The following is a 23,640-nucleotide window of genomic DNA, read 5'->3' on the forward strand; positions in this document are numbered from 1 at the left end:
TCTATTCGCCGCGGTTTTCTGGACCACTGCGTCAAAAATAGTTTCCCGGCGCCCCTCCCTGTGAAGGCTCGCCCGCAGTGTGACAGATTGTCGGGAATTAAGTCTGCGAAGTCTTATAATAAGACTGAAGCGCACGAACTTCAAGAGTCTCATCGCGCATGGCCGCAATTGCTTCCATCGCCGCTACACTTGCCGTCGCCGTGGTATAGTACGGAATCTTTCCGTTCAGCGCCCCCGCCCGGATTGATTTGGAGTCTTTGAGCGACTGCCAGCCTTCGGTCGTGTTGAAAATCAGATCAACATCGCCATCAATAATCCGGTCGACAATATGCGGCCGGCCTTCGGCAACCTTATTGACCTTCTCGACCTTTATCTCCTGGCTAGTGAGATAATCCGCCGTTCCGCTGGTCGCGATCAATTTGAAGCCCAGTTTTTCGGCCAATCGCGCCGCTGGTTCGATCACTTTTTTATCGGTTTCCTTGACCGAGACGAACAACGTTCCGCCATCCGGCAAGATGTTATTCGCCCCCAGTTGCGCCTTGCCGAAGGCAATAGGGAAGCTCTTGTCAATGCCCATAACTTCACCGGTAGACTTCATTTCCGGTGACAGAACGGGATCGATGCCAGGAAAACGATTAAACGGGAATACTGCCTCTTTCACAGCAATATAATCAATATGTCTATCAATCGCTGGCAAGTCTTTCAGCTTTTCACCAGCCATCACGCGAGAGGCGATCTTGGCAATCGGCACTCCGATAGCCTTGGCAACAAACGGAACCGTCCGGCTGGCTCGCGGATTGACCTCGATGAGATAGACTTCGCCATCTTTCACTGCGAACTGGATGTTCATCAGGCCGCGCACCTTCAGGCCAAAAGCCAGGGCTTCGGCCTGGCGTTCCATTTCGGCAATGATATCATCGCTGAGATTATAGGGCGGGATTGTACAGGCGCTGTCGCCGCTATGGACGCCAGCTTCTTCAATATGTTGAAGCACGCCGCAAACAATAACCTCGTCACCGTCGCAGATCGCGTCGACGTCAACTTCCACGGCATCGCGCAGATATTGGTCAACCAAAACAGGTTGATCGCCCGAAACCTGAACAGCCGTGTTGATATAATCCTCAAGCTGCGCCGGTCCATCGACAATTTCCATCGCACGACCACCCAGCACGAAGCTTGGCCGGATCAGCACCGGATAGCCTATGCGTTCTGCGATTTTCACCGCTTCCTCTTCGGTCCGCGCCATGCCATTTTCGGGTTGTTTCAGGCCCAGATTATTGACCAGCTTCGCAAAGCGTTCGCGGTCTTCGGCCAGATCAATGGCATCCGGCGTGGTGCCAAGGATCGGAATCCCAGCGTCTTCCAGCGCAGACGCGAGTTTCAGCGGTGTTTGCCCGCCAAATTGAACAATCACCCCGACCAGTTCGCCCTTGCTCTGCTCGACATGCAGGATTTCCAGCACATCCTCTGCCGTCAGCGGCTCAAAATAAAGCCGGTCCGACGTGTCATAATCGGTTGAAACCGTTTCCGGGTTGCAATTGACCATGATCGTTTCATAACCGGCATCGGCCAGCGCGAAACAGGCGTGACAGCAGCAATAATCAAACTCAATGCCCTGCCCGATCCGGTTCGGACCGCCGCCTAGAATGACGATTTTCCGGCGATCGGAAGGCATGGCCTCATTTTCCGGTTCGCCAAAAATCGGCGCTTCATAGGTGGAGTACATATAGGGTGTCTTGGCTTCAAACTCCGCCGCACAGGTATCGATCCGCTTGAAAACGGGTCGCACGCCCAGCTTGTGGCGCAGCTCGCGAACTTCTTTCTCGGTCGTCGCACCAGCCATGGCGGCAACGGCGTCATGAACCAGTCCGTGCCCGCCAGCAACCGCGCGCCCTGCCCCACCGGCCACATGCACGGCATCAACGGCCAGATTCGCAAGTCTCTGGTCGGAAAAGCCCATGGATTTCAGCTTGCGGAGCGCTTCCCGCCCATTGGGCAGGCCATTGTCCAGTATCTCTTGCTCGGCGTCGATAATTTCACGAATACGCGCCAGAAACCAGGGATCATAATGGGCAATGTCAAAAATTTCCGCATCACTAAAGCCCTCGCGCATGGCCTGCGCAGCCACCAACAAGCGATCCGGAGTAGCCCTCGCCAGTTCGGCGGCAATCTCGTCTCGCGACGCACCGATCAGCTCCTGCACCCGGTTAAATCCATCCAACCCGGTTTCGAGCCCGCGCAACGCCTTTTGCAGCGATTCATGAATATTGCGGCCTATCGCCATGACTTCACCGACAGATTTCATCGCGGTGGAGAGCAAAGGCTCGGCGCCCTTGAATTTTTCAAAGGCAAAGCGCGGAATTTTGGTGACGACATAATCAATCGTCGGTTCAAACGACGCCGGCGTCGCGCCGGTAATGTCGTTATCAATCTCGTCGAGCGTATAGCCAACAGCCAGCTTCGCCGCGACTTTCGCAATCGGGAAGCCGGTGGCCTTGGATGCGAGCGCAGAACTGCGAGATACGCGCGGGTTCATTTCGATCACAACAAGCCGTCCGTCCTTCGGATTAACTGCGAACTGCACGTTGGAACCGCCTGTTTCGACTCCTATTTCTCGCAAGACGGCCAAAGAGGCATTGCGCATGATCTGATATTCTTTGTCGGTCAGCGTCAGGGCTGGAGCGACCGTAATCGAGTCTCCCGTGTGCACGCCCATCGGATCGACATTTTCGATCGAACAGATGATGATGCAATTATCCGCTTTGTCGCGGACAACCTCCATCTCATATTCTTTCCAGCCAATGAGCGATTCGTCGATCAGCACTTCATTGGTCGGCGAGGCTTCCAGCGATGTGCGGATGAAATGAATAAACTCTTCGCGGTTATACGCGACACCGCCGCCGGTGCCGCCCATGGTAAAGCTGGGCCGCATGATCGCGGGCAGCCCGATATCTTCCAAAATCTCCAGCGCCTGCTCTTCGCTATGCGCGACCGCAGAACGCGGACTTTCCAGACCGATCTTGTCCATTGCAGCCTTGAATTTCTCGCGATCTTCCGCCTTGTCGATGGCTTCGGCATCCGCGCCAATCATCTGGACATTATATTTTTCCAGCACGCCCCTTTTGTTGAGCGTCAGCGCCGTGTTCAGTGCCGTCTGCCCGCCCATGGTCGGCAACACCGCATCCGGGCGCTCTTTGGCAATGATCTTCTCGACAATTTCCGGCGTAATCGGCTCAACATAGGTCGCGTCCGCCATTTCCGGATCGGTCATGATCGTCGCCGGATTGGAGTTGACCAGGATGATCCGGTACCCCTCTTCTTTCAGCGCCTTACAGGCCTGTGTCCCCGAATAATCAAATTCGCACGCCTGTCCGATAACAATCGGGCCAGCGCCGATGATCAGGATGGATTTTATGTCAGTTCTTTTTGGCATTAGCGTTCCCGATCTTCTCCTCTACGGGGGAAGAATGTAAAGTCCTGGCAGCCAGTTTGCCGAGACGAAGTTGAATGAGGGTTTTCGGCAGCCCAGACCGCCATTGACCAAATATATCTCTTACATTAGCGCATCTGCCAGCAGAAAACAGAGATATATGGCGAAAAAGCGATTGACCAGCACCGCTCGCAAGCTGCGGCGCGATATGACCGAAACGAAAACACGACTCTGGACGCGCCTCCGTCGATCTCAACTGGAAAACCACAAGTTCGTCAGGCAATTTCCCATCGGCACCGCGATCACGGATTTCGCCTGTCGTAGCGCGAAACTGGTGGTGGAGCTGGATGGTGGCCAACATAGCGAAAGCCTTTCCGATGAGGCCCGAACAAAAATGATTGCGGCACATGGCTATACCGTGATTCGCTTCTGGAATAATGATATCTCGGAAAATATCGATGGCGTGCTGGAAGAAATTCGCCATGCGTTGCGCAATGCCAAAAATGGCTAAACCTTCTCCCTTGAGGGAGAAGGATACGCAATCTTGCCAGCTCTGCTGGCTAGATGCAGTTGGATGAGGGTGTTCCAACCCGATATTATAGTCGCGACCCTCGGCAGCCTCGCTTAAGCGATAGGGCTGGATAAGCGTGCGCGTAACTGGAAAATTTACGAACTCCATTACCGTCGAGCCCCCTCACCCCAGCCCTCTCCCCACAGGGGAGAGGGAGCAAGGATGGTACCGACCATGTGTGTGGTATTTATGTGAGTGCTTTCACCCATCACGCCGGATTCTCATCAGAAATCGGTCCATTTTCATTGCAGGCAAAACACCCCCAACCATCGTGGTCAATGTCATAATCCTGCTCAATCTCAAGGCATTTGCGCGTCAGCTCTCTTATGGTTTCCTGACGCGTATCGGCGTCAATTTGCAGCTCAATCTGCCACTCACCTTCATATTTTTCGACTAAAGCTGACCGAAAACCGAGTTTCTTCGCGTCATTTTTCAACTTGTTCAAGTTGGCAACCGCCCCGACAAATTGCACGTTAATCTCTCTGACCACACGCGCCAGATCGCCGCCCGCTGCCATGCTCTCCAATATCTCGTCATCGGTCGCCCATTCCTGTGCCAGATAGTCGGGATCAACGTTGCTCATGTGACCTGTTCCTTGCTTGTTGGCGCATAGGCATAGAAAAGGCCCTCCCCGCCGGCTGGGCGGAGAGAGCCTATGTTTGACGAATAATTGCGGCCTATTCGGCTGCGGCAGATTTTTCCGCTGTCGGCAGGTCGCTCTTGATCATATCCTGGACCATTTCGCTGGCACAGGCTTGCATATTGCCCATCATGGCTTTTTCCGCATCCGCTACATTGGCGTCCTCGGGAATGTCCTTGGTCATGCAGGTACAAATTTTTTCCGGGTCTACCGAGCTTGGAAAGCTTGCTGACTGCTTCATGCATTCGGTCATCGCCTGTTCTTTGACAGGGGTGCAGGCCGCGAACAGAATCGTGGCCGAAATTACGAGAAATTTCCGCATTATTGTTTTCCTTAAAATTTGCGTAGGTCTCATCACATAGAAAATGTGAAGTGAACGGCACGAACCCTGCCCGGTTCTCTTCGCAAGTTTTAAGGTGGTTTGTCACTATTAGGATTTTACTCTTCCGGCCAATTTTTCATTATTTGCATGATTTATGTTTGCTTTTTACATTCCTGATCACTGCAGCATGACGACAAATTTCTGAAACAAATAAAAGCTGTCCTGCGGTCCAGGGCTGGCCTCGGGATGATATTGAACGCCAAAGGCACGCTTATCCTTGAAAGAAATGCCGCAATTGCTGCCGTCAAACAGGCTGGTATGGGTTTCCTCTACGGTGTCGGGAAGCGTTGCGCTGTCAACCGCGAAGCCATGGTTCATGCTGGTAATTTCAACCGTGCCATCCTCGTGCCGCTGCACCGGATGGTTGGCACCGCGATGCCCCTGAAACATTTTTACGGTCGAAGCACCTGCGGCCAGGGCCAGCATCTGATGGCCAAGACAGATACCAAATATCGGCACATCCTTGTCGAGCAGTTCCCTGATCACCGGAACGGCATATTCTCCCGTCGCTGCCGGATCGCCCGGACCATTGGATAGAAACACCCCTGCCGGGTTCAGTGCCATGATGTCATCAAATGCAGTTTGCGCAGGAACAACAGTGACTTTTGCGCCTGCCTTCACAAGATTTCTGAAGATATTCCGCTTTGCGCCAAAGTCCAAAGCGACAACATGCGGACGTGACTCCATTTCATCCAATGGCGCATATCCATGACCAAGACGCCAGACACCGCTGTCCCAGATCTTGGTCTGATGGCCGGTAACCTCGACCGCCAGATCCATGCCCTCTAGTCCAGACCAATCCCGCGCTTTTGCGAGCAGATCGTCAATATCGAACTGGCCATCGGGATCATGCGCAATAACCGCATTGGGCGCACCGGCTTCCCTGATCCGGCGCGTCAAGGCCCGCGTGTCAACACCGGCCAATCCAATGCGGCCATTGTCGGCCATCCATTGATCAAAGGGCTTGTTGTTCCGGAAGCTGCTCGGCTCCGTAACGTCTTCGCGCACGATACAGCCCAGCGCGTGTGCCTTATCGGCTTCGACATCCTCGTCATTGGTTCCGACATTACCGATATGGGGGAAAGTAAAGGTGATGATCTGTCCCGCATAACTAGGGTCAGTCATGACTTCCTGATAGCCGGTCATCGCCGTATTGAAGCAAACTTCCCCGACTGCTGCGCCGGTTGCGCCAAAACCCCTGCCCCATACTATCGTACCATCGGCCAATACCAATATCCCAGTGGCGCCCTTGGGAGCGGCGGGGATGCTGGTGTCGGTCATGGGCATTGTCCTTTAATGTGGCGGGAGCCCCATGCTCCTGCGCTTCAAGCAAATTTCGCCGTGACTAGGGGACGAAAAAACACGCTGCAATCTATGAAAAAAAATAAGTTGCGGCTATGTTGGTAGCTTATTCCAAAATTACGGGGAACGCTATGATTCGCGATGACGTGAAAGCGGCACAAATTGCGGCCATGAAGGCTGGGGACAAGGATCGCACTGCGGCCACCCGCTCGATATTGGCGAAGATCAAGGACAAGGATATCGAGTTGCGCACCAAAGATAGCACGCTTGATGACGATGTCATGGTGACCGACGTACTCCAGAAAATGGCGAAGCAACGGCGCGAATCGATCGAGATGTTCGAATCAGGAGGTCGTGATGAGCTCGCAAAGGGCGAAAAGATGGAACTCTCTGTGATTGAGGAATTCCTGCCCGCCCAACTGAGCGAAGCCGATACGGCGGCTTTGATTGACGGCATCAAATCGGAACTTGGCGCGGAATCGATGAAAGATATGGGCCGCGTGATGGCGGAACTCAAATCTCGCCACGGCACCGAAATCGACATGAGCAAGGCCAGCGGTCTGGTGAAGGCAGCGCTCAGCTGATCAAAGACTTATGACTCTTTCTCCGCAATGGCTTGATGAACTGCGTAGCCGGACCACTTTGTCCACGCTGATCGGCCGGACGGTGAAGGTGCAAAAGGCAGGACGCGAGTTTAAGGCCTGTTGTCCGTTTCATAATGAAAAGACGCCCAGCTTCACGATTAATGACGAGAAGGGCTTCTACCATTGCTTTGGTTGCGGGGCCCATGGCGATGCTATCAGCTGGATGACCGATCAGCGCGGCCTCGGCTTTATGGATGCCGTAAAAGACCTGGCGGCCGAGGCGCAGATGGAGGTCCCTGCCCCCGATCCACGGGCAGCGCAGCGGCAGGAAGCCCGTGCCACACTACATGACGTCATGGCGGCAGCACAGGATTGGTTTGTCACGCAATTTAACGGAATCGAGGGAGCGGCGGCTCGCGAATACCTGAAAAATCGTGGTATCTCCGAGAAAACCATCCGCGATTTTGGTTTTGGCTTTGCCCCGGATTCGCGTGGACGGCTCAAGGAAGCGCTGTCTGTTCACGGCGTTGATCAGCTGGTTGAAGCGGGACTACTCATCAAGGTTGACGATCGCGATCCTTATGATCGTTTCCGCGGACGATTGATGATCCCGATCCGCGATCCGCGGAGCCGAGTCATTGCCTTTGGTGGACGAATATTGGGCGATGGCGAACCCAAATATCTCAATTCTCCCGATACCCCTTTATTCGACAAAGGGCGCACGCTTTATAATCTCGACAAAGCCTCCCCTGCTTCACGCCAGACCGGACGAATTTTGGTCGTCGAAGGTTATATGGATGCCATTGCGCTGGCACAGGCGGGGTTTGAAGATGTTGTAGCGCCACTCGGAACTGCACTTACCGAACATCAAATCGAACGCATCTGGAAAATGGTGGAAGCGCCCATCCTGTGCTTTGATGGTGATAATGCCGGACAAAAGGCAGCGATGCGCGCTGCCTTGCGGGCACTGCCGATCCTGCGCCCGTCCCACAGTCTCAATTTTATCTCCTTGCCAGCGGGACAAGACCCGGATGACATGATTCGTTCCGACGGCCCGCAAGCATTTGCGGCTTTGATTGACCGACCTCAAATGCTGGGCGATAAAATCTGGCAGGTAGAATATGATGCGGAACCACTGAATACTCCCGAAACCAAAGCGGGCCTTAAAAAACGCCTGTCCGATCATGTACGCGACATTGCCGATCACGACATTGCACAGCATTATCGGCAAGATTTTCAGGAACGATATGAAAATGCCTTTTTTTCCAAGCGCAACAGCCAGGCACCCGGCAGGCAGTTCAGCCGTTCAAAAACTGGTTACAAATCCCAATATGTGTCCCTCAAGCCGATGGACGACACAAAGTCGGTTCTGATCGATGGACATGATTTGCGGATCGCAAAGGCTATTTTGGGAGGCCTAATTCGCCACCCTTCGCAGATTTCCAAGCATTTTGAAGAGTTAACCGCGATCAGACTTGCTGATTCGCAAATGCAATCGTTGTTGTCTGAACTGATTGGCATCGCAATGCGTAAAGAAATGCTTGATATGCAGGCCCTTCTTACCATATTGGAACAGACAGATTGTTATAATGTCGCAAAAGGGCTGTTACGGGCCGATGCGCTGAATTTCACTTTCAACCGCAAAATGCCAAATCCTGCCCCGTCAGATTATATCGAACGGGCGCAAAATGATTTGGCAGAAGCGATAAAAGTGATCACGGCGCGTCCCGGACTCGAGGCGGCTCTCGCGGAAGCAACACGGCGGGTGCAGGATAATCTTGATGAAGACAGCTATGCAGAGCAACAACGGTTGCGACAGGCAAAGCAAGAATTTCATGAACGGTTGGTTGAGTTGACCCAGGTTGATGACATCGTGTGAATTGTGTGAACTTTGAAGATTAGTTTTTAATTTTAGGGGCCTTAGGCATTGGCAAGTAAAGCAAAAAAAGCAGCGGCGACCGAAGATGCACCGCTTATTGAAATGAATGATTCAGCCGTTAAAAAGCTTCTCGCGAAAGCCAAGAAGCGCGGTTACCTTACCTATGACGAATTAAACGAAGCCCTGCCCCAGGACCAGATGTCCAGCGAGCAAATCGAAGATGTGATGTCATCGATTTCCGACATGGGGGTCAAGATTGTTGAAAATGACGACGAAGCCGCTGAAGAAATGGGCGGCGATGAAGTCGAGTCTATCGACGGAAAAGACAAAGATAAGAAAGCTTCAACTGCCGCTGCGCCCAAAAAGGCAGCGGGTGACCGCACCGATGATCCGGTGCGCATGTATTTGCGGGAAATGGGCGCGGTTGAATTGCTTAGCCGGGAAGGCGAAATCGCCATTGCCAAACGCATTGAGGCTGGCCGCGATACTATGATCTGGGGCCTGTGTGAAAGCCCGACGACCTTTAACGCTATTATCGAGTGGTCCACAGCTCTCAACGATGGCGAGATGCAGCTGCGCGAGATACTTGATCTCGACGCGATGCTTTCCAAAGATCCCGTTCCCGAAAATCTGGAAGACGAGGATGATGATGACGGCGAAATCAGTGAGAAAACCGCTGGACCTTCTTTCAAGGATGATGACGAGGTCGAAGATGAACCGGAAGTCTCCGAAGGCGAAGGTGATGACGAAGATGAACTGACCGAGCGCCGCACCAAGCGAGTTGTTGAAGAGGAAGAAGAAGATAACACCCTTTCTCTGGCACAGATGGAAGAAGCCCTGAAACCGGAGGCCTTGGAAAAATTCGCGACCATTACGTCCGTATTCAAGAAATTCTCCAAGTTACAGAATACCCGTATGGAAGCTTTTTCTGTTGGCGATGATTTCCCTGCAGCGTCAGAGAAAAAATACCATAACCTGCGCGAAGAACTCACTGCGCTAGTTGAGAGCGTGCAATTTCACGCCAACAAGATCGAATTTCTCGTGGACCAGCTTTATTCCTTCAATCGTCGGCTAACTGCCCTCGGCGGCCAAATGCTGCGCTTGGCAGAACGGCATAAAGTGCCGCGTCGCGCATTTCTGGAAGGCTATGTCGGGCATGAATTGGACGATGGCTGGCTTGCGAGCATGGCCAAGACGGACAAAAAATGGGCAGCTTTTGCAGAAAAAGAAGCCGTTTCGGTAGAACGGATTCGTGCGGAAATTTCGGACATTTCGGCTGCAACCGGAACATCGCTGGATGAATTCCGCCGCATCGTCAATATGGTCCAAAAGGGCGAACGCGAAGCACGGATTGCCAAGAAGGAAATGGTTGAGGCCAATTTGCGGCTCGTTATTTCCATAGCCAAAAAATATACCAATCGCGGCCTGCAATTTCTTGATCTGATCCAGGAAGGCAATATTGGTCTGATGAAAGCGGTCGACAAATTTGAATATCGCCGCGGATATAAGTTCTCAACCTATGCGACCTGGTGGATTCGTCAGGCGATCACGCGGTCAATTGCTGATCAGGCACGTACAATTCGTATCCCGGTTCATATGATCGAGACGATCAACAAACTCGTCCGCACTTCACGGCAGTTCCTGCATGAACAAGGCCGCGAGCCGACACCGGAAGAAATGGCCGAGCGCCTTTCTATGCCGCTTGAAAAAGTGCGCAAGGTGATGAAAATTGCCAAGGAGCCAATCAGCCTCGAGACACCTATTGGCGATGAAGAAGATTCGCATCTCGGCGATTTCATCGAAGACAAAAACGCCATCATTCCGGTGGATGCGGCTATTCAGGCGAACCTGAAAGAGACCGTAACGCGCGTATTGGCTAGCCTTACCCCGCGTGAAGAGCGGGTTCTGCGGATGCGTTTTGGAATCGGGATGAATACCGATCACACGCTGGAAGAGGTTGGTCAGCAATTCAGTGTTACACGCGAACGTATCAGGCAAATTGAAGCAAAAGCGTTGCGGAAGTTGAAACACCCGAGCCGCAGCAGAAAAATGCGCAGTTTTCTTGACCAATAAGGTCAGTTTTATAGCTACCGTCCGATACTATGGTTTGCACTTAGCTAACGCGGCGTAAACCGGGTCTTTAGGTTTATGCTCTATTCACAAGGTTCAACAGGGTTTACCCGGCTGTAAAATGCCATGTAGATCGCCAGAAACTCTAATGTGATGTGAGCGCAATGCTAGAAACAAGTCTGAAAATTTCCGCGCGGCCATCCTTGAAGGACCACGTAGCAGAACATGGCACGCAGTCAGCTAGCTATGTAAAAAATATCTGCGACGACTTTGCCATTTTAAACGGCAGCGATATTGCAGATATTGCACATTTTCTTTGTGTATTGCACGGCCGTCACCCCGGAGTTGTCGACCATGCCGCAACAAAAACCGCTGATGTGATTGCTCGTGAATGGCTGGTCGAAGCCATGGACGGCTTCACGGCCGAAAGAGCCTTTCTGACCAGACTGACTGTCGCTGCAGGGCCGATTTCGGGTGTTCGCGCGGAAGACCAGAGCAATGCCACGGTATTGGCTCAGCGCAAGGCGCTGGAAATGCTATCCCAGTCTGATCGCAATGGCTGTGCTCTCGGCGCTTCTTTTGCACTCGTTCTGGACTGGCAAGCAATTCGGCCGCTGCTCGAAAAAATTGCCATTAAGCTGGGCGTGGAGCCTCGTGCAGCCGTCCTGCCAGCATCCGAAGCGACAATGGCGCTCAATACCGAATTGTCGCAATCGAGCGCCGTTGAGCGTGCAATAAACTTTGGTGTCGATCAAATATTGACCCAGCATCGCGGCCTTTGGCAGCTGCTGGAAGCTCGCAGAAATGCGCGTAACGCGGATTGAACACAGATATCACGCACTTGTTTGATTAACTAAATGATTAACTTGCCTCAAAACGGCCTTTTCCCTATCGCTAATCCATTGACGTTTACGGCAAGGGAATATGGAATATGCGTTTTGACGGTACCAAAGATTATGTTGCAACCGATGATTTGAAGGTTGCGGTCAACGCTGCCGTTACGCTTCGCCGGCCTCTCCTCGTAAAGGGTGAGCCCGGTACTGGCAAAACCGTCCTGGCCCATGAAATCGCCAAGGCTACCGGAGCGCCATTGATTGAGTGGAATGTCAAATCGACAACCAAAGCGCATCAGGGCCTCTATGAATATGACGCTGTTGCGCGGCTTCGCGACGGACAGCTTGGCGATGAGCGGGTTCATGATATTTCCAACTACATCCGGAAAGGCAAATTGTGGGAAGCCTTTACCAGCAAAGAGTTACCAGTCCTTCTGATCGATGAGATCGACAAAGCGGATATCGAGTTTCCCAATGATCTTCTGCAAGAACTCGATCGGATGGAATTCCATGTATATGAAACCAAAGAGACCATCAAAGCGGCAGAACGGCCCATTGTTGTGATTACCTCCAACAATGAAAAAGAATTGCCTGATGCTTTCCTGCGCCGCTGCTTCTTCCATTATATCAAGTTTCCTGATCGTGAGACGATGCAGGAAATCATCAACGTTCACTTCCCTGATATTCAGGGAATTTTGGTCAAAAAGGCGATGGATATATTTTATGATGTCCGCGAAGTTCCTGGCCTCAAAAAGAAACCCAGCACGTCGGAATTGCTAGACTGGCTGAAGCTGTTGCTGGCTGAAGACATGCCGCTTGAAGTGTTGCAGTCTCAGGACCCCAGCAAGGCAATTCCGCCATTACATGGCGCGTTGCTCAAGAACGAGCAGGACGTCATGCTATTTGAACGCCTGGCATTCATGGCGAAACGCGAAGCGCGCTAGACGGAGCGACAGCCAATGTTCTTCAACTTCATGGACGAACTCAGAGCAGCTGGAATAACGGCATCGCTCAAGGAACATCTCGTGCTTCTGGAAGCATTGGACAAAGAGGTTATCCAGCGAAGTCCTGAAGAATTCTATTATCTGTCCCGTGCAACTTTTGTTAAAGATGAAGGGCTTCTGGATCGCTTTGATCAGGTATTCTCCAAAGTCTTCAAAGGTATCGAAACCAGCTATGGTATGCAGGAGGAGGAAATTCCTCTCGACTGGCTAAAGGCAGTCGCTGAAAAATATCTCACCGAAGAAGAGATGGCAGAAGTCAAAAAGCTTGGTAGCTGGGACGAGATCATGGAGACGTTGAAAGAGCGTCTCGCCGAACAGGAAAAACGCCATGAAGGCGGCAGCAAATGGATCGGCACCGGTGGCACCTCGCCATACGGGAACAGCGGTTACAACCCTGAAGGCGTCCGCATTGGCGGCGAAGGCGGTCAGAAAAAGGCAGTCAAAGTTTGGGACAAGCGCGAATTCCAGAATCTCGACCACACCAAACAGCTCGGTACGCGTAATATCAAGGTAGCACTGCGGCGATTACGCAGATTTGCCCGTGAAGGCTCTGCCGATGAGCTTGATATCGACAGCACGATCAATGGCACAGCTAAAAAGGGCTGGCTTGATATTCATATGCGCCCTGAACGGCATAATGCGGTGAAGTTACTGTTGTTTCTGGATGTTGGTGGATCAATGGATCCCTTCGTCAAGATATGCGAAGAGCTATTCAGTGCTGCGAATAGCGAGTTTAAAAATCTCGAATTTTTCTATTTCCATAACTGTGTTTACGAAGGTGTGTGGAAAGACAATCGGCGACGTTTTTCGGAGCGAACCAATACCTGGGATATTCTCCACAAATATGGTCATGACTATAAACTGATTTTTGTCGGTGACGCATCAATGAGTCCCTATGAGATCACGCATCCCGGCGGTTCTGTCGAACATTTTAACGAGGAAGCCGGAGTCACATGGCTCCATCGGATGACCAACACCTACCCCGCCACTGCTTGGCTGAATCCTGTCCCCGAAAAACAATGGGGCTATTCGCAGAGCGTAAAAATCGTCAAGGAATTGATGAATGACCGCATGTACCCGTTGACGCTGGAAGGGCTAAGCGATGCGATGAAGGAACTGACCCGGAAACACGGCTAGTTGTGTACTAAGGTTCGACCATCATTAGGGTCGTTCCCTGATATTTCTCAGCAGCAGCATCAAAAATATCATAGGGTTCGAATTGACGATCCTCGACAACAACATCTTTCAAGCCAGAGAGTTTGAATGTGCCTAATTTCAGCTCTCGTGGCGGCTGACCTTCCCGCTCAATAGTGACTGCATCAACATGCATTTCATCATGGCGCGTATAGAGAACATGCGGCGCCAGCATTACTTGCATATGGTTATAAGTCGCAGTGACGCATTTCTTTAGCGCAACGCCTTCGAAAAATTCTTTGCTGGGTAACATATCGTCAAAATATCAAGAAAGCAGAACGACGCAAGAGCTATGTTGCGCCGCAGCATTATTTATCTCCTTTGGCGGGTGAACCGCGGTGGCCAGCACCAACGGATACACCAGCGGCCTAAAAAACATCATATGTTTGATGATTGATAGTCAGTAGATTAGAAATTCCTGCAGCATCTGACCCCATCTCCGTTCGTCCGGAGCGGTGACCGCTTCCAGATCATTGGCAATAGTCGATGGGTTTTCAATCCATTCGCGCAGACCAGGCCCGCCATTAATCACATCAAAGGCGAGCTTGCCTTCTTCATACTCATACGGGAAATCACGCCAGAGTTCATAACCGAAGTAAAGCTTATTAATCGCTTTGAGCGCCAAGGCCTGAAGACGCCAGGGACGAAATGCCGATTGGTCATAAGTCGGGCCTTCCGCATGGATCTGAACCCCATTACAAAGCATGCCTACATGCTTGTGAAAAGTTGGTTCGAACCAGCATTCCCGCAAGATACAGCCCTTTAGCCATTGGGGAGCCTTGCGCTGCATTTCTTCGATTACCGCCTTGGCGTCAATGTCAGGTGCACCAAATAGTTCCAGAGGACGCGTAGTACCGCGCCCCTCCGACAGGGTTGTGCCTTCCAGCATCACCGTACCGGCATAGGCGCGCGCCATGGATAAATTCGGAGCGTTGGGGCTGGGGTTGATCCATATCCTATCTGTGGGCCATCCAAATCCGGGACCTTCCGGTTGCCATCCTTGCATTTCGACCACTTGATAGTCCACGTCGAGATTGAAATAGCTGACAAACCAGCGGCCCATTTCACCCATCGTCAAGCCATGGCGCATTGGCATCGGTGCGGCACCAACAAAGCTTTCCCAGCCCTCTTCCAGAATCATGCCTTCGATCGGTCGGCCCGCCGGATTGGGGCGATCTAGCACCCAAACCGCTTTTCCATGCTCGGCCGCGGCTTCCAATATGTAGCGCAATGTCGTGATGAAAGTATAGATTCGGCAGCCCAAGTCCTGCAAATCGATCAGGATAATATCGAAGCTGTCCATCATGTTTTTGGTTGGTCGGCGTACTTCGCCGTAAAGGCTGAAAACCGGGATACCGAGGACCGGATCGTCATAGTCCGGAGATTCGATCATATTGTCCTGTTTATCACCACGCAGACCATGCTGCGGTCCGAAGGCGGAGGTCAGCTCTATGCCATCGCATTGTGCCAAAGCATCCAACGAGTGAGTAAGGTTTTCCGTTACCGAGGCCGGATGTGCCAATAATGCAACCCGTTTTCCGGCAAGCGGTGCGCGCAATTCTGGCTCATCCAGAAGTCTATCAATTCCAAATTTCATAACGTACCTGCTGCCTTTAGTTGATGCGTAAAGCAATCTTTGTGATGAAAATCCGGCTTGCCCGGTGGATGTGTTAAAGCCCAATAGGACTTGGGACCACTATTTTCCTTGATCACAGCCGCAAAGGCGGCGTTCAGCGCAACGGCGCCCCATATATCAGGCAGACCAAGCGTCACTTCCATAGCTACATGCGAATCGCTCAGCTCCAAAAAAATATCTGGCGGCTTCGGTAGTTGAAGATTGCGCATATCATCACGATAATCGGAAAACTGATAAGCCGCCCAACAACTCGACGGAGAAAAGTTAAACTCACAATATCGATTTGCCCCCGATTCTTGCAGAAAAAGCTCAAAGCAGGTATTTTCCCATAATCCATCAACCCGTTTTGCTTCGACCAAGTCGGGTAAGTCCAGATCATGGAGCAAAACTTCGGCATGATAGCGCAGCCACAAGCTGCCATGCGCTTTCCATTCATAGGCGACAGCAATATCCTGAACGACCGATACGGGTGTGAGCGGATGGCATTGCAAGTTCAAACGCATATTGCGACTTTACTCTGCTGCATGTAACGCACCACTCCATGACCAACTATCAATCTGATCTCCTCCGCTTAATGAATGATCGCGGCTATATCCATCAATTAACCGACGCTAATGGATTGGACCAGCTGGCGTCAAAGACCATTATACCCGGTTATGTAGGTTTTGATGCCACGGCTAGTTCATTACATGTCGGTAACCTGGTTCAAATCATGCTGTTGCGCCGTTTGCAGCAAGCTGGGCACAAGCCAATCGTGGTTATGGGCGGCGGGACCACCAAGGTCGGTGATCCATCGGGCAAAGACGAAGTACGCAAGCTGCTCGATAATGATGGCATTAACGCCAATATCGCATCGATCAGAACGTCTTTTGAGCGCTTCTTGATCTTTGGCGATGGACCGACAGATGCGATTATGGTCAATAATGCGGACTGGCTGGATAGTTTGGAATATATCCCGTTTCTGCGAGAAGTAGGCCGCCATTTCACGATCAACCGGATGCTGACATTCGATTCGGTCAAGCTTCGCCTCGATCGCGAACAGCCCCTCACCTTCCTAGAATTTAATTACATGATCCTCCAAGCATATGATTTTCTGGAATTATCCCGTCAACATGATTGCCGTTTGCAGTTGGGTGGATCCGACCAATGGGGAAATATTGTCAACGGAATTGAGCTTGGCCGGCGCATTGATGGCGCAGAGCTATATGGCCTGACCACGCCGCTGATTACAAAGGCGGACGGTTCAAAAATGGGCAAGTCCGTCGATGGTGCGATCTGGTTAAACGAAGACCGTCTCAGCCCGTATGATTACTGGCAGTTTTGGCGCAATACCGATGATCGGGATGTCGGAAAATTCATGCGGCTATTCACTGATATTGATCTTTCGGAAATTGCTCGGCTGGAAGCGCTGGAAGGCGCTGAGATTAATGAAGCCAAGAAGATTCTGGCTGATGCGGCGACTGCGATGGCGCATGGTGCCGCTGCTGCGAAAGATGCTGCCGATACGGCTTTGCAGACTTTTGAACGCGGCCAGGCAGGTGGTGATCTGCCGGTATTCGAAGTTGCTCATGGAGAGATTTCCATCCTCAATGCGTTGGTAAGTATCGGATTTTGTGCGTCTAAAGGAGAGGCAAAGCGGATGATTGCCGGCGGTGGTGCCAGAATCGACGATGAACAGATCAAGGATGCTGGTGTCATGATTACAATTGCCGATGCCGATGTAAAAATCTCAGCAGGAAAGAAAAAACACGGGCTGTTGCGCCGAGCAGCATAATTCCGTCACATTTTTACGCTGGTTTACCATTTCTTCGGAAAACGCAGTTAATGAAGGGTTTCATCAAAGGACGGAGCCTTTTCAATGCCAAGCACATCGAAACCCAAAATGCCGGAGATGCGCCGCGCAACGCGCTTTCCTGTTGATTTTGAGACGATTTGTGAAACACGCAAGGATGGTGAATTTACCGTCAAGCTGAGCAACATCTCGGCACATGGTTGTCAATTTATCCACGAGGTTGAATTGAATAAAGGTGACAGAGTGGTCGTCCGCCTTCCCGTTGCTGGCCGGATCGAAGCATTTTTGGTCTGGTCCCATAGTGGCCGTTCTGGCTTTGAGTTTGAGCGAGTGATTCGCGAACCGGACTTTGTGGCTCTGCTTGATCAAATTGGTCATACCGAACCCTAAATAGTCTACCCGCTACGCAGCAGGCTAACACCCCAATCCCGTTCGAACAGATATAGTGCGATCCGGGCCGCCTGCCCGCGTGGGCTATCAAGCCCGCCATCGCGATCCAGTAGCAGCCGCGCATCATCTGTGGCCGGAGCTATGAGTTTTGATATCTGCTCCGGCGTTGCAATCCGAAAACCGGCGTCGCCAGATTGGCGCGTACCAAGCAACTCTCCAGCACCGCGAAGGCGCAAATCTTCTTCTGCAATTTTGAAACCATCATTGGTTTCTCGCAATAAAGAGAGGCGCGCACGCGCAGTTTCACTTAAAGTGTCCCCGCGCAGCAACAAGCAGTTCGACTTGACGTCCCCCCTGCCCACGCGCCCACGAAGCTGATGGAGTTGCGCCAATCCGAAACGGTCTGCCGCTTCAATAATCATCAGACTCGCATTGGGCACATCAACGCCCACCTCGATTACGGTTGTCGCAACCAGCAGCCGGATATCCCCGCTTTGAAATCGCTCCATAACAGCGTCTTTTTCAGGGCCTTTCATGCGCCCGTGAACCATACCAACATGATCACCGAACCGGGTTCGTAATTGTGCAGCCCGCTCTTCTGCCGCCGCGACGTCGGTTTTTTCGCTTCCTTCCACCAGCGGACACACCCAGTAGGCTTGGCCACCTGCTGCCATATGCCTGCCCAACCCATCGACAACCTCTGGCAGCCGCGCATCAGCGATCACGCGCGTCTCGATTGGCTGTCTCCCGGGTGGCAGCTCATCTATTCGTGATACATCCATCTCGCCATATTGGCTGAGCGTTAGTGTTCGCGGAATGGGGGTAGCTGTCATCGCAAGCAGATGCGGGGTGTTTTTTGCTTTCTCTGTCAGCATCAGACGCTGTGACACGCCGAACTTATGCTGCTCATCAATAACTGCCATCGCCAGTTTGCGATACTGCACTTTTTCCTGAAAAATCGCATGGGTGCCGACCAGAATATCAATCGAGCCATCGGCAAGGCCCATCAAAGTCGATTCCCGGATTTTGCCCTTGTCGCGCCCGGTGAGGATGGCAAGGTTTACAGGGAGACCGGTCAATAGTTTCTGCAGACCTTCAAAATGCTGCCGGGCCAATATCTCGGTAGGCGCAAGAAATGCGCCCTGATAACCCGCTTCCACGGCGCTGAGCAGCGCCATCAGGGCAACCAGTGTTTTTCCCGACCCCACGTCACCTTGCAACAATCGCAGCATTGGTGATGACTGTGCCAGATCGCCTTCGATTTCTGATATGCAGCGTTTTTGCGCGCCAGTTAGTTCAAAGGGAAGCTTGATCTTATCGCGCAGATGCCCGTCGCCTTGAATAGAGACACCGCGTTTCTGACGATTGTTGGCACGGACCAACATGAAGGCCAGTTGATTGGCAAAAATCTCGTCATAGGCGAGCCGATCATCATCCCCCGCATTCTCCTGGCTGTGCAAAGCAAAAATGCTTTCCCGCCAATTCTTCCAGTCTTTGGTTTCCAGCAGACTCGGTTCGATCCATTCCGGCAATTCAGGCGCCAGAGCCAGCGCCTGTTCCACCAACTGTCCCATGCGCTTGTTCCCCAATCCATCCGACAGCGGATAGATTGGCTCGATGAGAGCAATTTCTTTCTCCTCGCCGATTTCCAGAACATCGGGGTGCAGCATCTGCAGCTCGTCACCATAGCGCTCCAACTTTCCTGATATGATTCTGGTCTCGCCCAGAGGGAGCAATTTCTTGGGCCAGCCCGTATTTCTGCCAAAAAAGGTCAGACTGATATAATTGCCCTGCGCATCCGTCGCCTGCACGCGAAACGGGCTTCTTGGTCCACCGCTGCGATAATCCGCTGGCGTCACTTCAGCGATAATCGTTAAACCGACATCTGCCTCATCAAGCTCCTTCACACGCTTGCGATGCATCCAATAGCTGGGCTTTTGATAGAGCAAATCTTTCACACGCGTGAGGCGCAGTTTCTCCATCGGCTTGGCCAGCGCTTTGCCAACGCCTTTCAGGGACTGTGTTTCGCCAAATAATGGATTGAGTATCTCGGGCCGCATGTCTATCCGGCTTTATACGCAAGCGGACCGATATGCCAGAAAGAGTCCGCACGTAATTGCGTAATTGGAAATCGAGTATCAGGAGCAGACATGGAACGCGACGTCAGGCTGAAACGACTACATTTCCGCAGCTGGCATCGTGGAACCCGCGAAGCCGATAACATGATTGGCGGTTTTTTCGATAAATGGGGCGAAACGTGGTCCAAAGAACAGATCGACTGGTTTGAAAAACTGTTGGAAGAAGAAGACGTCGACATCATGGCGTGGGCAATCGGCAAACAACCTGTTCCTGATTTTTTTCAAACAGACCAAATGCTGGCGATGCAAAAGTTAGACTATTTCGACTTCACCAAGTGATATCCCGACAACCGAACTGAAACAGATAATTTACGTGTCATATCTCGACAAACTACTATCCGCTGACGGCGGGTTGACTCTGGCCGGTGTGACCTCGGGCTATCGCCCCTATTGCCTCGCAGATATGGCCGTTCAGTCGGGTCGGCGGACCGTGTTCATAGCTACTGATGACGCAGCAATGAGCGCCGTTGCGGAGGCCGCACGCTATTTTCAACCGCAATTGGAAATCATCGAATTTCCGGCGTGGGACTGCTTGCCATATGATCGCGCGTCACCAGCGCTACATACGACATCGGAACGGTTGGCAGCTTTGTCGCGTCTTGCCATGCCTCCATCTGGCGGACAGTTAGTGGTTACGACTTCTAATGCCGTGACCCAGCGCGTTCTTGAACCCTCCCGGGTTTCAGAACTGGTTACACGGCTTGCCCCGGGCACCATTGTCGAACAGGAAAAGTTGATATCCTTTCTGTATGCCAACGGCTTTGTTCGCGTTGATACAGTGGCGGACAGTGGTGAATTTGCAGCGCGTGGCGGCTTAATCGACCTCTTTCCGCCGGGCGCCAAAATGCCGCTTCGCATTGATCTTTTCGGCGATGAAATCGAAACCGTGCGCGAGTTTGATCCAGCGGACCAACGCACGATCGGCACCGTCGAAGGATTCGATCTGCTGCCGGTATCCGAGGTTTTGCTCGATGAAACCAGTATCACCCGCTTTCGCACGCGCTACCGCGAGCTATTTGGGGCGGTCGCAACAAGCGACCCGATATACCAATCCATTTCAGAGGGTCGCAGACTGTCCGGCATGGAACATTGGCTACCGCTCATAGAAGAGCGATTGGTCAGCTTCTTTGATTATCTTCAGGATGATGCACTTATATTCCGGGAGAAAGCCGTAACCGCTGCCGCAGAAGCGCAATTTTCTTCCATCGCAGACTATTACAAAAACCGGCAGGAGGCGGACAAAGCCAATTTATCGAGCTACCGACCACTCACACCGGACATGCTCTATTTGGAGCCGTCCGAATGGCGCAAACAGCAGTCGAATGCACCAATCCACATCATAAGTGAGTTTGACGAACCGGAATCATCTACGGTCGTCTCTTTGTCGGTATCTTCCCCTCGTGACTTCTCTCCCGAGCGCGCTCGCAACGAAAACATCTACAAAGCACTCGGCGCGCATCTCAATACGCTTACGAAAGCCGGCAGCACGGCTATTCTGGCCAGCTATAGCAATGGCTCGCGCGCGCGCTTGTTCGACTTGTTGCAAGACCATGGCGTTAGTAACGCGACCATTTGCGATGATTGGGACTCTTGCGTAGCGCTGGACGCCTCCGTTGCGCTTACCGTCCTTCCTTTGGCTTCCGGATTTCGAACCGATGACCTAGCGCTGCTCACCGAGCAGGATATTTTTGGCGACCGCTTGGTCCGCAAATCAAAGCGGCGCAAAAGTGGTGATGCGTTTATTGAAGAACTATCCGCGCTCAGTCAGGGCGATTTGGTTGTTCACCTGGAGCACGGCATAGGCCTCTATGAAGGCATTGTTTCGATTCCCGTTGGCGAAAGTCCGCATGACTGTGTTGCCCTGAAATATGCCGGTGGTGACAAGTTATTTGTACCAGTTGAGAATATTGACGTGCTTAGTCGTTACGGCGAAGGCGGAGAAACCGTTGTCCTCGATCGACTGGGCGGTGAAGGATGGCAGCGACGCAAATCTAAACTGAAAGAACGCATTCGGGCCATTGCTCATGAACTCTTGAAGACAGCGGCAGCAAGGGCCCTACAACCCGCGACACCAGCGCGGATCGAAACGGGTGAAATGGCAGGCTTCGTCGACCGGTTTCCCTATCAGGAAACAGACGACCAACAGCAAGCCATCGAAGAAGTTCTGGGCGACATGGCGTCAGGCAAAGCCATGGACCGGCTTGTCTGCGGTGACGTTGGTTTTGGCAAGACCGAGGTTGCCATGCGCGCTGCTTTTGCCGCTGCGATGGCCGGTATGCAGGTCGCCATAGTTGCACCGACCACTCTGCTCGCGCGTCAGCATTTCAGCAACTTCGAAGAACGTTTCCGACCGTTTCCGATCAACCTCGGCAGATTATCACGTCTGGTTCCCGCTGCCGAAGCCAAAAAAACCAAAGAGGGTCTAACCAATGGCAAAATAGACATCGTCATTGGCACCCACGCCTTGCTGGCAAAATCCATAGAGTTTCAAAGGCTTGGCCTGATAATAGTTGATGAAGAACAGAAATTCGGGGTGAGCCACAAAGAACGGTTGAAGGCGATGAAAGCGGATGTTCATGTGCTGACACTCACCGCAACGCCTATTCCGCGCACGCTGCAGATGGCGATGACGGGGTTGCGCGAGCTGTCCGTGATCCAGACACCACCTGTCGATCGTCTTGCTGTGCGCACCTATGTCATGCCGTGGGATCCGGTTCCGCTGCGCGAGGCATTGCTGCGCGAGCATTATCGCGGCGGGCAGAGCTTCATTGTCGTACCCCGCATCGCCGATCTGCCTGAGATACAGGAATTCTTGAAAGAATATGTTCCGGAGATCAGTTACGTGGTTGCCCACGGCCAAATGCCACCGGCACAGGTTGAAGAACGTATGTCTGCTTTCTACGACAAGAAATATGACGTGTTGCTCGCCACGACCATTGTCGAGAGTGGTCTTGATATACCTAGTGCCAATACGCTGGTTATCCATCGCGCTGACCGATTTGGACTGGCACAACTCTATCAACTCCGTGGCCGGGTCGGTCGGTCCAAAACCCGCGCCTATGCCTATCTGGTGACTCCGAAAGACAGGATAGTCACGGAAAAAGCTGAAAAGCGTCTGAAAATCCTGGGTGATCTCGACAGTCTCGGCGCTGGCTTCGAACTGGCCAGCCATGATCTCGACATTCGTGGTGCTGGCAATTTGCTTGGTGACGAACAATCAGGACATATTCGGGAAGTCGGCTTTGAACTTTACCAGTCAATGCTCGAAGACGCGATATTGGAAGCGAAAGCCAAGGGCGCAGGGCTGGATAGGGCAACGGAGAGCTTCTCACCGCAGATTACAGTCGATGCCCCCATTCTTATTCCGGAAAACTATGTTCCTGATCTGTCGTTGCGTATGGGCCTTTACCGCCGCATGAACGGTTTGCAAACACATCAGGAAATTCAGGCCTTTGCGGCAGAAATGATCGATAGATTCGGAGCATTGCCAGTCGAAACGGACAATCTGCTCAAGCTCATGGAAATCAAAATGAATTGCGTGAAAGCCAATATCGCCAAGATCGAAATGGGACCGCGCGGTGCATTAGTCAGTTTCCATCGCGACAAATTTCCAAATGTCCCTGGACTGCTGGCTTATGCCGAACGCCTGAAAGGGACAGCGCAAATCAGGCCTGACAATAAACTGTTCATCGAACGGCGTTGGCGCGACCCCAAGTCACGGCTACATGGTTTGACACAACTCACAAACGGATTGTCAAAATTGGCGGGACAGAAATCCGGGTAATCCGAATCTGA

General features: G+C 52.2%; 19 protein-coding genes. 11 read left to right on the top strand and 8 right to left on the bottom strand.

The window, feature by feature from the left end:
- Positions 1-97: 97 nt before the first annotated feature.
- Complete coding sequence (gene carB / locus ACO6S1_RS17645) at positions 98-3,433, bottom strand: carbamoyl-phosphate synthase large subunit (protein ID WP_422343861.1); 3,336 nt, start codon at positions 3,431-3,433, stop codon at positions 98-100.
- 157 nt (positions 3,434-3,590) lie between these two features.
- Here carB and ACO6S1_RS17650 point away from each other — a divergent pair, with 157 nt between their 5' ends.
- Positions 3,591-3,941: an endonuclease domain-containing protein gene (locus ACO6S1_RS17650; protein WP_422343862.1), complete on the top strand. Its 351-nt coding sequence runs from the start codon at positions 3,591-3,593 to the stop codon at positions 3,939-3,941.
- 268 nt (positions 3,942-4,209) lie between these two features.
- Here ACO6S1_RS17650 and ACO6S1_RS17655 read toward each other — a convergent pair whose 3' ends face one another.
- The 3 genes from ACO6S1_RS17655 to carA form a co-directional block, all read right to left on the bottom strand.
- Positions 4,210-4,584, bottom strand: coding sequence for a ribonuclease E inhibitor RraB (locus ACO6S1_RS17655; protein WP_422343863.1), 375 nt, complete (start codon positions 4,582-4,584; stop codon positions 4,210-4,212).
- A gap of 94 nt (positions 4,585-4,678) precedes the next feature.
- The gene (locus tag ACO6S1_RS17660) at positions 4,679-4,963 is read right to left on the bottom strand and encodes a hypothetical protein (RefSeq protein WP_422343864.1); all 285 of its coding nucleotides are present in this window, start codon (positions 4,961-4,963) and stop codon (positions 4,679-4,681) included.
- A 177-nt stretch (positions 4,964-5,140) separates the two neighbouring features.
- On the bottom strand, positions 5,141-6,304 hold the full coding sequence (gene carA, locus ACO6S1_RS17665; RefSeq protein ID WP_422343865.1) for a glutamine-hydrolyzing carbamoyl-phosphate synthase small subunit: 1,164 nt from the start codon (positions 6,302-6,304) through the stop codon (positions 5,141-5,143).
- A 152-nt stretch (positions 6,305-6,456) separates the two neighbouring features.
- Here carA and ACO6S1_RS17670 point away from each other — a divergent pair, with 152 nt between their 5' ends.
- The 6 genes from ACO6S1_RS17670 to ACO6S1_RS17695 all read left to right on the top strand — a co-directional run bounded on the left by ACO6S1_RS17670 (position 6,457) and on the right by ACO6S1_RS17695 (position 13,832).
- On the top strand, positions 6,457-6,909 hold the full coding sequence (locus ACO6S1_RS17670) for a GatB/YqeY domain-containing protein (RefSeq protein WP_422343866.1): 453 nt from the start codon (positions 6,457-6,459) through the stop codon (positions 6,907-6,909).
- Positions 6,910-6,919: 10 nt separating this feature from the next.
- Positions 6,920-8,788, top strand: a complete 1,869-nt coding sequence (gene dnaG / locus ACO6S1_RS17675) for a DNA primase (RefSeq protein WP_422343867.1) — start codon at positions 6,920-6,922, stop codon at positions 8,786-8,788.
- A gap of 48 nt (positions 8,789-8,836) precedes the next feature.
- A complete protein-coding gene (gene rpoD, locus ACO6S1_RS17680; protein WP_422343868.1) occupies positions 8,837-10,861 on the top strand; it encodes an RNA polymerase sigma factor RpoD in 2,025 nt (674 codons plus the stop codon).
- 161 nt (positions 10,862-11,022) lie between these two features.
- A complete protein-coding gene (locus ACO6S1_RS17685; protein WP_422343869.1) occupies positions 11,023-11,682 on the top strand; it encodes a DUF6975 family protein in 660 nt (219 codons plus the stop codon).
- A gap of 107 nt (positions 11,683-11,789) precedes the next feature.
- The gene (locus tag ACO6S1_RS17690) at positions 11,790-12,635 is read left to right on the top strand and encodes an AAA family ATPase (protein ID WP_207987983.1); all 846 of its coding nucleotides are present in this window, start codon (positions 11,790-11,792) and stop codon (positions 12,633-12,635) included.
- A 15-nt stretch (positions 12,636-12,650) separates the two neighbouring features.
- On the top strand, positions 12,651-13,832 hold the full coding sequence (locus tag ACO6S1_RS17695) for a vWA domain-containing protein (protein ID WP_422343870.1): 1,182 nt from the start codon (positions 12,651-12,653) through the stop codon (positions 13,830-13,832).
- A gap of 7 nt (positions 13,833-13,839) precedes the next feature.
- Here ACO6S1_RS17695 and ACO6S1_RS17700 read toward each other — a convergent pair whose 3' ends face one another.
- The 3 genes from ACO6S1_RS17700 to ACO6S1_RS17710 all read right to left on the bottom strand — a co-directional run bounded on the left by ACO6S1_RS17700 (position 13,840) and on the right by ACO6S1_RS17710 (position 16,028).
- Complete coding sequence (locus tag ACO6S1_RS17700) at positions 13,840-14,142, bottom strand: hypothetical protein (protein ID WP_422343871.1); 303 nt, start codon at positions 14,140-14,142, stop codon at positions 13,840-13,842.
- A 147-nt stretch (positions 14,143-14,289) separates the two neighbouring features.
- Positions 14,290-15,486, bottom strand: a complete 1,197-nt coding sequence (locus tag ACO6S1_RS17705; protein ID WP_422343872.1) for an exo-beta-N-acetylmuramidase NamZ family protein — start codon at positions 15,484-15,486, stop codon at positions 14,290-14,292.
- On the bottom strand, positions 15,483-16,028 hold the full coding sequence (locus ACO6S1_RS17710) for a DOMON-like domain-containing protein (protein WP_422343873.1): 546 nt from the start codon (positions 16,026-16,028) through the stop codon (positions 15,483-15,485). The genes ACO6S1_RS17705 and ACO6S1_RS17710 overlap by 4 nt, the downstream gene beginning before the upstream one ends.
- Positions 16,029-16,066: 38 nt before the next feature.
- Here ACO6S1_RS17710 and tyrS point away from each other — a divergent pair, with 38 nt between their 5' ends.
- Both tyrS and ACO6S1_RS17720 read left to right on the top strand, forming a co-directional pair.
- The gene (gene tyrS / locus ACO6S1_RS17715) at positions 16,067-17,299 is read left to right on the top strand and encodes a tyrosine--tRNA ligase (RefSeq protein WP_422343874.1); all 1,233 of its coding nucleotides are present in this window, start codon (positions 16,067-16,069) and stop codon (positions 17,297-17,299) included.
- A gap of 84 nt (positions 17,300-17,383) precedes the next feature.
- Positions 17,384-17,707 carry a PilZ domain-containing protein gene (locus ACO6S1_RS17720; RefSeq protein ID WP_422343875.1) on the top strand — a complete coding sequence of 108 codons (324 nt, stop codon included), beginning with the start codon at positions 17,384-17,386 and terminating at the stop codon, positions 17,705-17,707.
- Positions 17,708-17,712: 5 nt separating this feature from the next.
- On the opposite strand, the gene recG is transcribed toward ACO6S1_RS17720, so the two are convergent.
- Positions 17,713-19,767, bottom strand: coding sequence for an ATP-dependent DNA helicase RecG (gene recG, locus ACO6S1_RS17725; protein WP_422343876.1), 2,055 nt, complete (start codon positions 19,765-19,767; stop codon positions 17,713-17,715).
- Between the two features lie 90 nt (positions 19,768-19,857).
- Here recG and ACO6S1_RS17730 point away from each other — a divergent pair, with 90 nt between their 5' ends.
- Positions 19,858-20,124 carry a succinate dehydrogenase assembly factor 2 gene (locus ACO6S1_RS17730; protein ID WP_422343877.1) on the top strand — a complete coding sequence of 89 codons (267 nt, stop codon included), beginning with the start codon at positions 19,858-19,860 and terminating at the stop codon, positions 20,122-20,124.
- A gap of 34 nt (positions 20,125-20,158) precedes the next feature.
- Positions 20,159-23,629 (top strand): transcription-repair coupling factor, encoded by a 3,471-nt coding sequence (mfd, locus tag ACO6S1_RS17735; RefSeq protein ID WP_422343878.1) that lies wholly within the window; start codon positions 20,159-20,161, stop codon positions 23,627-23,629.
- The last annotated feature ends 11 nt before the right edge of the window (positions 23,630-23,640 follow it).

Origin of the sequence: Parasphingorhabdus sp., assembly GCF_965233695.1 — a bacterium.
Lineage (GTDB): Bacteria > Pseudomonadota > Alphaproteobacteria > Sphingomonadales > Sphingomonadaceae > Parasphingorhabdus.

What these genes read in the sequence shown, in the direction of transcription:
- recG (WP_422343876.1), bottom strand. Translation starts at nt 19,767, where the DNA reads ATGCGGCCCGAGATACTCAATCCATTATTTGGCGAAACACAGTCCCTG.
- ACO6S1_RS17700 (WP_422343871.1), bottom strand. Translation starts at nt 14,142, where the DNA reads ATGTTACCCAGCAAAGAATTTTTCGAAGGCGTTGCGCTAAAGAAATGC.
- tyrS (WP_422343874.1), top strand. Translation starts at nt 16,067, where the DNA reads ATGACCAACTATCAATCTGATCTCCTCCGCTTAATGAATGATCGCGGC.
- ACO6S1_RS17660 (WP_422343864.1), bottom strand. Translation starts at nt 4,963, where the DNA reads ATGCGGAAATTTCTCGTAATTTCGGCCACGATTCTGTTCGCGGCCTGC.
- dnaG (WP_422343867.1), top strand. Translation starts at nt 6,920, where the DNA reads ATGACTCTTTCTCCGCAATGGCTTGATGAACTGCGTAGCCGGACCACT.
- ACO6S1_RS17710 (WP_422343873.1), bottom strand. Translation starts at nt 16,028, where the DNA reads ATGCGTTTGAACTTGCAATGCCATCCGCTCACACCCGTATCGGTCGTT.
- ACO6S1_RS17705 (WP_422343872.1), bottom strand. Translation starts at nt 15,486, where the DNA reads ATGAAATTTGGAATTGATAGACTTCTGGATGAGCCAGAATTGCGCGCA.
- ACO6S1_RS17655 (WP_422343863.1), bottom strand. Translation starts at nt 4,584, where the DNA reads ATGAGCAACGTTGATCCCGACTATCTGGCACAGGAATGGGCGACCGAT.
- ACO6S1_RS17695 (WP_422343870.1), top strand. Translation starts at nt 12,651, where the DNA reads ATGTTCTTCAACTTCATGGACGAACTCAGAGCAGCTGGAATAACGGCA.
- ACO6S1_RS17730 (WP_422343877.1), top strand. Translation starts at nt 19,858, where the DNA reads ATGGAACGCGACGTCAGGCTGAAACGACTACATTTCCGCAGCTGGCAT.
- ACO6S1_RS17670 (WP_422343866.1), top strand. Translation starts at nt 6,457, where the DNA reads ATGATTCGCGATGACGTGAAAGCGGCACAAATTGCGGCCATGAAGGCT.
- ACO6S1_RS17720 (WP_422343875.1), top strand. Translation starts at nt 17,384, where the DNA reads ATGCCAAGCACATCGAAACCCAAAATGCCGGAGATGCGCCGCGCAACG.
- ACO6S1_RS17650 (WP_422343862.1), top strand. Translation starts at nt 3,591, where the DNA reads ATGGCGAAAAAGCGATTGACCAGCACCGCTCGCAAGCTGCGGCGCGAT.
- ACO6S1_RS17690 (WP_207987983.1), top strand. Translation starts at nt 11,790, where the DNA reads ATGCGTTTTGACGGTACCAAAGATTATGTTGCAACCGATGATTTGAAG.
- ACO6S1_RS17685 (WP_422343869.1), top strand. Translation starts at nt 11,023, where the DNA reads ATGCTAGAAACAAGTCTGAAAATTTCCGCGCGGCCATCCTTGAAGGAC.
- carB (WP_422343861.1), bottom strand. Translation starts at nt 3,433, where the DNA reads ATGCCAAAAAGAACTGACATAAAATCCATCCTGATCATCGGCGCTGGC.
- carA (WP_422343865.1), bottom strand. Translation starts at nt 6,304, where the DNA reads ATGACCGACACCAGCATCCCCGCCGCTCCCAAGGGCGCCACTGGGATA.